8 protein-coding genes are annotated in these 10,382 nt (G+C 69.9%); 1 reads left to right on the forward strand and 7 read right to left on the reverse strand.

The genetic code is table 11. From position 1 onward, the window contains the following. Positions 1 to 26: 26 nt before the first annotated feature. Positions 27 to 1,739 carry a dipeptidase gene (locus A8M77_RS31900; RefSeq protein WP_086925490.1) on the forward strand — a complete coding sequence of 571 codons (1,713 nt, stop codon included), beginning with the start codon at positions 27 to 29 and terminating at the stop codon, positions 1,737 to 1,739. A 13-nt stretch (positions 1,740 to 1,752) separates the two neighbouring features. On the opposite strand, the gene A8M77_RS31905 is transcribed toward A8M77_RS31900, so the two are convergent. The 7 genes from A8M77_RS31905 to A8M77_RS31935 all read right to left on the reverse strand — a co-directional run. Continuing rightward, complete coding sequence (locus A8M77_RS31905; protein WP_086925491.1) at positions 1,753 to 2,490, reverse strand: zinc ribbon domain-containing protein; 738 nt, start codon at positions 2,488 to 2,490, stop codon at positions 1,753 to 1,755. Between the two features lies 1 nt (position 2,491). Beyond that, positions 2,492 to 2,815, reverse strand: a complete 324-nt coding sequence (locus tag A8M77_RS31910; RefSeq protein ID WP_086925492.1) for a chaperone modulator CbpM — start codon at positions 2,813 to 2,815, stop codon at positions 2,492 to 2,494. A gap of 4 nt (positions 2,816 to 2,819) precedes the next feature. Further along, a complete protein-coding gene (locus A8M77_RS31915) occupies positions 2,820 to 3,791 on the reverse strand; it encodes a DnaJ C-terminal domain-containing protein (RefSeq protein ID WP_086925493.1) in 972 nt (323 codons plus the stop codon). A gap of 136 nt (positions 3,792 to 3,927) precedes the next feature. Then, complete coding sequence (locus A8M77_RS31920; RefSeq protein WP_086925494.1) at positions 3,928 to 6,579, reverse strand: helix-turn-helix transcriptional regulator; 2,652 nt, start codon at positions 6,577 to 6,579, stop codon at positions 3,928 to 3,930. Then, positions 6,579 to 7,193 carry a histidine phosphatase family protein gene (locus A8M77_RS31925; RefSeq protein ID WP_086925495.1) on the reverse strand — a complete coding sequence of 205 codons (615 nt, stop codon included), beginning with the start codon at positions 7,191 to 7,193 and terminating at the stop codon, positions 6,579 to 6,581. Before A8M77_RS31925 ends, A8M77_RS31920 begins: the two co-directional genes overlap by 1 nt. A gap of 25 nt (positions 7,194 to 7,218) precedes the next feature. Further along, on the reverse strand, positions 7,219 to 9,600 hold the full coding sequence (locus A8M77_RS31930; RefSeq protein ID WP_086925499.1) for a penicillin acylase family protein: 2,382 nt from the start codon (positions 9,598 to 9,600) through the stop codon (positions 7,219 to 7,221). 58 nt (positions 9,601 to 9,658) lie between these two features. Further along, positions 9,659 to 10,382: helix-turn-helix transcriptional regulator (locus A8M77_RS31935; protein ID WP_337590036.1), on the reverse strand; the 724-nt coding region annotated here is incomplete at its 5' end.

Below are 10,382 nucleotides of genomic sequence, written 5' to 3' on the forward strand. Positions count from 1 at the left end.
AACCATCCCGACTGCGGGAGCTCCCCATGAAATCCTCACTCTCCATCGTGTCCCTGGGCCTGGCCCTCGCGTTCGGCCTGCCGGCGTCGGCCGAGACCCTCAAGAAGCCGGAGCTCGACCGGATCGCCGCGGCCCGGCCTGCACCCAGCTTCGGTGCCTTCCTCGCGCAGGCCGCCAAGGCCGATCGCCGCCTCGCGCCCGCCGTCGCGGCCTATGGAAAGAAGGCGCCGCTCCAGGGAGACGACCTCACCAACATCGCCCGCCTGCTGGGCCTGTACAACCGCCTGCACAACCAGAAGGCCGTGATCGCCAGCATCGAGACCATGGTCGCGCTGCCCACCGTGCGCATCGACAAGGTGCCGCAGCACGAGAGCAAGGCCATCGTCGAGTTCGGCCAACTGGTCGAGAAGATGGCCCGCGACTTCGGCCTGCAGTTCCGCAACGTCGACAACCGCATCTTCGAGGTCCGGCTGCCGGGGCGCGGCAGCGAGGAATTCGGCATCCTCACCCATGCCGACGTGGTGCCCGCGGTGCTGGAGGAATGGGTGCTGGAGGACGGCACGCGCCTCGACCCGTTCAAGATGACCCGGGTGGGCGACGTGCTCTATGGCCGCGGCACCATCGACGACAAGGGCTCCATCGCCGCCGTGCTCTACGCGATGAAGGCGGTGCGTGAAAGCGGCCTGCCGCTCTCGCGCGGCATCCGGCTGATGATCGAGACCACCGAGGAGACCGGCGGCGACGCGATGAAGTACTACCGCGAGCGGACCCCGTTGCCCGAGTACAACATCGTGCTCGACAGCAAGTACCCGGCGGTGGTGGCGGAAAAGGGCTCGGGCGGGCTCCGCGTCCTGTTCCCGCTGCAGGCCTCGGACGCCGGGCAGACGGCCGTCACCGCGATGGCCGGCGCCGCGGCGGCCAACGCGGTGCCGCAGACCGCGACCGCCACGCTCAAGGGCGGCGACCTGGCCCAGGCCGCGGCGCGGCTCGAGGCGGCCAAGGCGGCCTTCATCCAGAAGTACGACAGCCAGGGCGGCAAGTTCGGCATCGACATCGCCCGGGGAGCCGACGCCGTGGAGATCAAGGTCACCGGCGTCTCGGCCCACGGCTCGCGGCCGGAGGAGGGCGTCAACCCGCTGCCGCGCCTGGCCCTGTTCCTGCAGGAGTCGGGCCTGACGCTGGCCGACAACCACTACGCCAAGGCCATCCGCTACCTGAACGGCCTTTATGGCCTCGACTACTTCGGCGAGAAGATGGGCGTGGGCTACAAGGACGACTTCATGGGCCCGCTGACGATGTCGCCCAACCTGATCCGCGAGAAGGACGGCAGGCTGGAAGTCACGGCCAACGTGCGCATGCCGCGGGGCAGCACGCCGGCGCAGCTGACCCAGGCCGTCACCGGCAAGATCAACGCCTGGGCCGCCACGAGCCAGACCCCGCTCGAGATCGACTACCAGCAGGGCGACTGGATGGCACGCGACCCCAAGGGCGCCTGGCTCTCGACCCTGCTGAACATCTTCGGCGACACCACCGGCCTGGAGGCCAAGCCGGTCCCCACCGCTGGCAGCACCACCGCCAAGCTGATGCCCAATGCCATCAACTTCGGCCCCGCCATGCCGGGCAAGAAGTACACCGCCCACAACGCCAAGGAATTCAAGGAAGTGGCAGACCTCGATGCGGACATGCAGATGTTCACCGAGATGCTGGTGCGCATCGGCAACCTGAAGACGATGCAGTGAAGCGCGAAAGCGCCTAATACCCCAGCTGCAGCGGGTTGCGCCGCGCCACGTCGCGCCGGGTCTGTTCGCGCACGGCGCTGCAATGCGGGTGCTTGTAGTACTGCGGCTTGGCGCACTGGTTGGCCTCGCAGCGCGACGCGGCGATGAAGTTCAGGTGCGCGCAGCCTGGGCGGGGGTCGGAGCCGCTCGGGCGTGCGGCGACCTTGCGCGGATGTTCCAGCCGCTCGGACTGCGCGTCGTTGCGCGGCGGAAGCATGGCCACCTGCTGCGGGGGGACCGGCTGTGCGGTACCGGATTCCACGAGCCTTTCGCCGGGCGCCAGCGTCTCCGTGGCGCGCACCGGCTCGGGAATCGCGTTCTTCGGGACGTCGAGCGGCGCCAGCGGTGCCTTGGCGGCCGTTGCCGGCACTGCGGCCGCCGGGGCTGCGGCGGCAACGACGGATGCGGGGCGCAACGCCGGATTCGAAGGCACCTTGCGCGTGACGTAGGCGTACCAGCTGACGAAGACGGTGGTCACCAGCACCGACAGCACCGCGAACCGGACCCAGAAGGCCCGCGTCTCGATCGGCAGTTGTCCGGGGGGCGGCATGACGGCCGCGGCGGCGGGCGCATGGGCGGTGCGCAGCGTCTTCATGCTTTCGATCGCGGAGGGGCCGGTGGCGACGAAGGCCGGCAGCCGGGCCGCGCAGCCCTTGCAGAACTTGGCGTTCTCGCGGTTCTCGGTCCCGCACTGGTCGCAGACCACGGGCATGTCAGATCTCCCGGCCGAGCCCCCGCGCGCTGAGCAGGGCCTTCAGCCTGCGCACCTCGTGCTCCAGGTCGAGGATCAGCGCAGCCGCGTCCAGCCCGACGCCGAAATCACGCTCGAGCCGGCGCGCATCGAGGGCGCATTGCAGGTCGGCGCTGTGGAAGCACCAGTCGTCCGGCTGCTCGGCCGGCCTGCGCACCTCGATGATGCCGACCTCGACCAGCTGGACCACCCAGCCGAGTTCGGCGCCACAGGCATGCGCCAGCTCGTGCGCGCGCAGCGGATGGGCGCTGCCGAGGGCGGTGCTGTCGATCGAAGGGTTGGCCATGTCGTCACACTCCCAGATGGCGGCGCGGGTCGAAGGGGGCGGCCTGCGCCAGTTGCTCGTAGGCCCTGCGGGCGGCCTCGGTGTCGGCCGGCGGCAGCGCGATCTCCAGCAGCAGGTACAGGTTGCCCGGCGGCTGGCCGGGGAGGCCGCGTTCCTTGAGCCGCAGCTTGAGGCCGCTGCGTGCGTTCGGCGGCACTTTCACCTCGACCACGCCGCCACCGGGCGTGGGAACCTGGACCTGCGCGCCCAGCGCCGCCTCGCTCGGTGTGACGGGCAGGGTCATGTAGAGGTCGCGGCCCTCGATGCGGTAGAGGCGGTGCGGCGCGATCCGCACCTCCAGGTACAGGTCGCCCGCCGGCTCGCCGCCGTGGCCCGGCATGCCCTGGCCGGCCAGCCGGATGTACTGGCCCGGGTGCACGCCGGGCGGGATCTTCACGCTCAGGGTGCGGGTCTTCCATTCGGGACGGCCCTGGTCATCGAGCACCTGCGAGCGCAGCGTGATCTCGCGCTCGGCGCCATGGAGAGCGTCTTCCAGCGCGATCTCGATGGCGGCATGGTGGTCTTCGCCGCGAGCGCGGTGCTGGCGGCGCTCGGCGCCGCGCCGCTCGGCCGCGCCGAACAGCGAGGAAAAGAACTCGCTGAAGTCGGCATGGTCGGCCGGTCCCTGGCCCGGCCCGCGGTGGAATTCGAAGCCCTCGTCCCAGCCCGGCGGCGGCTGGAAGCCCTCGCCCGGCCGGCCGCCGGCGTAGCGGCCCTGCGCGATCTGGTCGGCCAGCGCGTCGTAGGCGGCGCGCTTCTCCTTGTCGCGCAGCACGTCGTTGGCCTCGTTGATCTCGCGCATGCGCTGGTCGGCGTCGGGCTCCTTGCTGACGTCCGGGTGGTACTTGCGCGCCAGCTTGCGGTAGGCCTTGCGGATGTCGTCTTCCGACGCGGTGCGCTCCACGCCCAGTGCCTGGTAGTAGTCTTTGAAGTCCATGTGAGGGGAGGGTGGATCCGTGGGGCGGTTCAGCAACTCAGAGTCACGCTGACACCCGAATGTTGCAGGAGCGCCTTCACCGCCAATGTAGGACCGCTTCCACGGCGTGACGAATCGTCACGGAACATCTGCACCCTCAAGCGGCGAAATGGGTGTGATACCAATGGGCGGCCTGTGCGCGCGAGTCCAGGTCCAGTCGATCGAGGATGCGTGCCACGTGCCGCTTGACGGTGTGCGGGCTCAGGTCGAGTGCACGCGCAATGAGCTTGTTGCTCTGCCCCTCGGTCAGGAGGGAAAGCACCTCCAGTTCCCGAGCGCTGAGGGGCGTGCCGTCGAGCGCCGGGTGGGGTTGCACGGCCTGCATCGGGGACCCGGCCGGCCTGCGAGCATCGATCCAGCGGCGCAGGTCTGCCAGACGCTCCGGGCTCGCGTCGCCGTTCCAGGCGGCGGCCGACAGGTCGCGCAGGGCCTGGACACCCGTGGTCAGCAGTTCGCCGACGTTGCCGGTGTTTCCCACGCGCTCGAGCAGGGGTTCCAATGCGAGCCAGGCAGCGGCAGGCGAACGATCGGCGAGCTCGGCGAGCGCCAGGCGCGTCCGCACCAGGGCGTCGAGGTAGGTCCAGTTGAGCAAGGCTGGATTCGCGACCAGTTCGTGCAGCATCGCCAGCGCCTCGCCGATCCGCCGGTCTTCCAGGGCCAGCGCGGCCTTGAAGAACTGCAGGAAGAGCTGCATCGAGAGGTTTCCGCGGGCGACCTCGACTTCGAAGGCGGGCAGGTGCATGCGTACGGCCTGCCAGTCTGCGATGGCGACGGAAGCCCGCAGCGCGACGGCCAGGTAGGCCATGGGGAGATCGCTCGAGGGGTCCAGCAGCCGGGCATGCTCGATCAGTTCGTCGCGGCTCGCCCGCACGGCCTGCCGGTCATCGCGGATCAGCTGGTGGTTGAGTTGCTGGTTCGCCAGCCTCATCCGCAGCCCCGCCGGCTGCCCGAGCCAGCGCGAATCTTCCTCGATCCGCTGAAACGCGACATCGAGTTCCGCGGCTCGGCCCTGCCAGAGAAGCAGCCAGGCCTCCGTCAGGTTCGCGCTGGCCTGGAGCGACCAGCGTCCGTCGCCCGCTGCCGACCTGGCGCCGTCGATCAGCCGCTGAAACTGCACGCTCACGCCGGGACGGCTGATGAACAAGTTGATGTGGGGCATGCAGCGGGACCAGAGTTCGGTGCTGCGGCCCTGGTGGAGCAGATCGACGACCCTGGCAAGGCGGCGCCCGGGGCCGTCGATCGGGCCGAGATAGCCTTCCAGCCAGTAGTCGAGGAGCTCCGTGAGCGTCTCGGTTTCGAGATCCATCGCCTGCTCCCGGACGATCCGGCCGAGCTGGCGGGCCTCGTCCAGGCGTCCGCAGAAAAAGGTGGCGAGCGCCTGCATGGCCCGTGCGCGCTGGGCTTCGTCGTGTCGCTGCAAGAGGTCGAAGCCATCTGCGGCACGCTGCATGAGCGATGCGACCGCGCCGTACTGGTCATGCGGCCACGCGCACAGACCCCGGGCATGGGCCAGGACTGGCGATGCGGCCTGCATCGCGCGAGGAAACTGTTCGACGATGCGCAGCACCTGGCTGCCTTCATCGCTGGCCAGCATGTCCGGCGTTGCATCGCCGAGGCTCCGTTCGGCCTCGTCCCATGCCCCGGCGCGCAGGTACATGAGCGTGCGGCGCACCAGATCGCCTTCAACCAGCGCCGCGCGGCGCAGGAGGGCAGGGACCTCCAGGGGATGGATGCGGCGCAGGCGCTCCTCGAGGAACTCGCGGAACAGGTCGTGCAGACGCATCGTCAGGTCGTCGCTGTCGAGGATCGAGACGAACAGGCGGCGGCGTTCGATGTCCTCGAGCAGCGCTTCCGCGCGCGGGTTGCCGCTGAGCTCCCTGCAGCGCGGCACGGTGAGCTCGGAGAGAACGGAGCAGCGCATCAGAAACTCCTGCAAATCCTCCGGCAGGTCCTCCAGGACTTCGCTGGCCAGGTAGTCGAAAAGATGGCGGCGGTTGTGCCAGGCGCCCCTGGTTGCCGCCGCGGCAAATCTGTCATGGGCTTCGAGGCCCAGGCAGAGTCCGGCGGCCCAACCACCGGTTCGGGTGAGCAGGTGCTCGACGAGCGCCGGGTCGTCGCTCTCGGTGGCATGACGGCAAAGCGCCTGCACCTCGTTCCTCGAGAACTCGAGGAACGTCTCGTCGAATTCGGCGACCTCGCGGCGCGCACGCCAGCGACCCAACGACAGCGGCGGCTCCAGCCGGGTGGCAATGGCCAGCGTCCATTGCAGCGGCAGGTCTTCGAGCATGAGGTTCAGGAACTCGAACACACGGGTATCGGCCACGGCGTGCAGGTCATCGATGACGATGACGCCGCCCTGGGGGGCCTCGGTTGCTTCCAGGGTGCGAAGCAGTGCCGCTGCCGATTCGCGCAGCCTGCCGTGTGCCACCAGGTCGAACAAGGCCTCCGGCGCCAGGCGCCACGGCGGATCGAGAGGCTCGAGCGCTTCGATCAGGTGGGACAGGAAGCGCTGGAGGTCGTCGTCCTCGTCGGCAGTGAGCCATGCAGAGACACAGCCAGGGGGCAGGCGTTGCAACTGGCGCGACAGCGCGGCCGTCTTGCCGTAGCCGGCCGGCGCCACGAGCAGGACAAGCCGTCGCTCCGTCAGCGCCTGATCGAGGCGCGCTTCCAATTCGCTGCGAGGGATCAGACCGCTGCGGAAGCGCGGGGCCTGGATCTTCGCGCGGGCGAGGCTGACGGACTGCATCATCAGGCCAGCGCGGCTCCACCACCCGAATGGTGCAGGAGCGGCCTCGCCGTCCATGCGGAACCGTTTCGCTCGAAACGCAAGGGCTGGGCGTTGCCCAGCACGTCCGGGTCCGACGGCACGCCGAGCGCGGCGGCCAGGACGTGGAGCGAGCCGCCATGCGCCACGATCAGCACCGGGGCCGGATGCTCGAGCGCCGAGGCCAGCGCGGCACGCTTGCGCGAAACGAATTGCGGCAAGGTCTCGCCGCCCTCCGGTTCGCAGGCCCAGTCCAGGTCGGCCGACGAGGTGCCGATCAGCGCGCCGAAGTTGCGCTCCCGCAGGCCCTCGAAATGCAGGGGCGTCAGCCCCAGGCCGGCGGCTACCGTGTGCGCGGTGTCGAAGGCGCGCCGCGCATCGCTGCAGACCACGCTGCGGATCGGCTCGCCCGCCAGCCGCTCGGCGGCGCGCGCGGCCTGCTCCAGGCCCAGTTGGCTCAGCGGTATGTCGACGCGCTGGAAGATCCGCTGCGCATTGCCTTCGGTCTGTCCGTGGCGCAGGAAGTAGAAATGGTCGCAGGCCGGCTTCAAGGGCTCGGCGGCTGCAAGGCGAATCAGTTCGGCCAGACCGGGGTGCATGGATTTCTTTGGTTTCTCGATGGGTTCAGTAGGCGAGCCGGAGCGGGGCGCCTGCGCGCTGCGCCTCGACATCGGCACGGTGGAAGGGCAGCGGATGCCATTGCTTGGCCGCGAACAGCGGCAACTGGTCGTAGGCGCGGGGCGAGGCGGGATCGCTGCTCTGGCCGTAGGTCAGGATAGCGTGCGCCACGGGTCCGCGCTCGTCGAAGCCCACCACCTGCATGTAGCTGCTGCCGAAGTTGATGTTGTAGCCCTTGGGGTCGATCAGCGACTGGCCCTGGCTCTCCACCTTGTTGAGCACGCCTTCGAACTCGTCGCCGCCGTGGATCGCGACTTTCTGCCCGCGCACCAGGCGGGTCTGCACCTCGGCCAGCGGCACGTCGGCGGGGAAGCCGGCGGTGCGCACGATGCCGACCGCCTCGCCCAGCGCCTTGAAGACCGCGTCGCGCGTCGCAGGGGTGGCCATGTCCAGGCCGGCCGGCGTGACCACCGGCCGGGCCGGGTCGAAGGGCATGCGCCAGACTCCGGGAACGTTCCTGGCCTTGCGCCAGAACTCGCGGAACAGCGGCGCGCCCTTCGAGGCGCTGTTGCTGGTGCGGTCCCAGCCCGCGAGCACGCGGCAGCCCAGCGCCTGGTCCTGCGTGAGCGCGGCGGCGTTCGTGGCGCAGGCGGCGGCCAGGTCGTCCACCACCAGCATGCCGGCGAAGTTGCGGTCGCGGAAGATCACGCTCCGCAGTTCTGCCGCGCCCATCCGGTTGCCGGGCAGCCCATCGCTGCCGGCCAGCCGGGCCTCGATCTCCTGGATGCCGCTGCGCGTGCGCAGCCGCTGCGGCGTGCCGACGAAGCCGACCAGCGGCGTGATGCCTGCGGGCGGCGCGATGTGCGGGTTGCTGAGCCAGAAGCTGTCGTTGCTGTTCTGCACCCAGTCCGGCGTCACGACCACCGGCATCCGCTGCGGCGGCGTCACGCCGGGCATGGCGGCCGCCGGGTCGCGTTGCCAGGCGCAGGCCGAGCGCGAACCGTCGAGTACCGCCGGGCCGCCTGCGTTGAACAGCGCGGCAGCCCGGGGCGAGGGCGCGCAGGACTGCAGCATCTCGGCCGGGACGTCGGGCACCACCGAGAGGTCGGCATACATGGCGTTGCCCTCGCGGTCCGCAGCGATGGTGTTGACCCACGGTATGCCCTGGTTGCCCATTGCGGCGCGCAACGCGCCGACGTTGCGCGCCAGGGCCATCTGCATCCAGCTCTGGGCCGCGCGCATGTTCTGCGTGTTGGCATCGCGCACGGCATACGCGGTGGTGGTGGTCCAGCCGAGCCCGGCGCGCGGCAGCGCGACGACCGGGCCCCACTCGGTGGCGTAGAAGGTTTTCTGTACCGGCGCGGCGCCGTCCAGCGCGGGCAGGACGACGGTCTTCGCCGTCATCCGGCGGCGCTGGCCGTCGACGAGGTAGACCGTCGGGTCGGCCGGGTCGAGCTTGAGCTCGTACAAGGTGAAGCGCTTGCCGGTAGAGACCGTGTGCGTCCAGGCCACATCCTTGTTGAAGCCGATCACGACGAACGCGCCCGCGCCGATGGTGACGCCCATCACGTCCAGCTTGCCGGGGATGGTGAGGTGCGTCTCCCAGAAGCGGTTGCTGCCGGTCCATGGGAAGTGCGGATTGCCCAGCACCAGTCCGCGGCCGTCGGGCGTGGCGTTGCGGCCGAAGGCCCAGCCGTTGGAGCCGAGTTCCCCGCCTTCGGGGTTGGCGGCAGGGCTGTAGCGCGTGCTTTCTGCCACCGCCTGTTCCAGCGGCACGGGCGCTTCGCTGCTCCGTGTGCCGGGAGTCGGCGGCACCGCCGCGAGCACCGCACCGGCCAGCGCGCCCAAGCCGCCCTGGATCATCGCCAGTTCGGTGTCGCGGGTGGCATCGGCCTGCGTCATCGGCCGCACCCAGGGCTTGTTGCGGCAGGCCTCGGGCAGGCCGGCCGGGCCGGTGTCCTGGAGGTAGCGGTTGTACCCGGCGACGTGGCCGCGCAGCGAGGCCTTCACCTCCTCGCTGTTCGCGGCGGCGGCGCGCGCCAGCGCGGCATCGTCCATGTGCGCGCGCACGAACAGGTCGATCTGCGCATTGGGCAGCCGGCCCAGACCGAGCTCGCCCGTGGCCTGCGGGCCGAGGAACAGGGAGCGCTCGCCGCGTGCGGTCAGCAGGTGCTCGGCGGTCTGGCAGACGTTGTCCTGCGCGTGCGCGTAGGCCATGCCGTAGGCGATGCCCTCGTAGTCCGGGGCGGTGATGTGGGCAATGCCGTAGGTGGTGCGCTCGATGGTCACGCTGCGCGAGCCGGCTGCGGGCGCTGTCGTGCAGGCGCCGAGCAGGGCCGCAAGAGCGAGGGTGATGGTGTGGTGGGGTGCGAGGCGGAAGGCGGGCATGGTGATCAATGCTTCCAGAGTGAAACGAGTCGCCGATTGGACGGTGCGGCCAGCGGCCTCAGCCGTCGAAGCGTGTGCGGTACCAGGCGGCAGCCTGCATGCGCGAGGCCAGGTCGAGCCGCTCGAGGATGCGCGCCACGTGGCGCTTGACGGTGTGCGGGCTCAGGTCCAGGGTGCGTGCGATCAGTTTGTTGCTCTGGCCGTCGGCCAGCAAGGCGAGAACTTCGAGTTCCCGGGCGCTGAGGCCCGCGTCATTGGTCGTCGGGGCGCGTGGAACCTCCTGCGAACCGGCCTTGAACTGGCGCGCGGTCTCGACCCATTGGCGCAGGGTCGCCAGCCCTTCGCTGGATGCGGCAGTGCCCCAGGGCGCGAGCGACAGCTGGGTCAGGACATGCACGCCCGTGACCAGGACCTGGCCTACATTGCCGCTGGCCTGCACCCGCTCGATCAAGGGCTCCAGCGCTTGCCAGGCTCTTGCCGGCGAACCCTCGGCGAGCTCGGCCAGCGCCAGCCGTGTGCGCACCGCGGCATCGAGGTAGGTTGTGTCGAGCTGAGTCGATCTTGTCGCCAATTCCCGAAGCACTGCCAGAGCCTCGGCGGTGCGCCCTTCCTGCAAGGCCAGTTGCGCCTTGAACTTGCCCAGGATCATCTGAACGCAGGGACTCCCGGGGCCGACTTCGAGGTCGAGCGCAGGCAAGTGCATGCGCACGGTTGCCCAGTCTTCGATTGCGGCCGAGGCCCCGACACAGCTGGCAAGGAACGCCAGACGCAGATCGCTGAAG

The sequence above is a fragment of the Variovorax sp. JS1663 genome, from assembly GCF_002157355.1.
Lineage (GTDB): Bacteria > Pseudomonadota > Gammaproteobacteria > Burkholderiales > Burkholderiaceae_C > Variovorax.

Bases quoted from the DNA above. Each gene is read 5' to 3' on its own strand.
- A8M77_RS31930 (WP_086925499.1), bottom strand. From the start codon at position 9,600: ATGCCCGCCTTCCGCCTCGCACCCCACCACACCATCACCCTCGCTCTT.
- A8M77_RS31915 (WP_086925493.1), bottom strand. From the start codon at position 3,791: ATGGACTTCAAAGACTACTACCAGGCACTGGGCGTGGAGCGCACCGCG.
- A8M77_RS31920 (WP_086925494.1), bottom strand. From the start codon at position 6,579: ATGATGCAGTCCGTCAGCCTCGCCCGCGCGAAGATCCAGGCCCCGCGC.
- A8M77_RS31900 (WP_086925490.1), top strand. From the start codon at position 27: ATGAAATCCTCACTCTCCATCGTGTCCCTGGGCCTGGCCCTCGCGTTC.
- A8M77_RS31925 (WP_086925495.1), bottom strand. From the start codon at position 7,193: ATGCACCCCGGTCTGGCCGAACTGATTCGCCTTGCAGCCGCCGAGCCC.
- A8M77_RS31910 (WP_086925492.1), bottom strand. From the start codon at position 2,815: ATGGCCAACCCTTCGATCGACAGCACCGCCCTCGGCAGCGCCCATCCG.
- A8M77_RS31905 (WP_086925491.1), bottom strand. From the start codon at position 2,490: ATGCCCGTGGTCTGCGACCAGTGCGGGACCGAGAACCGCGAGAACGCC.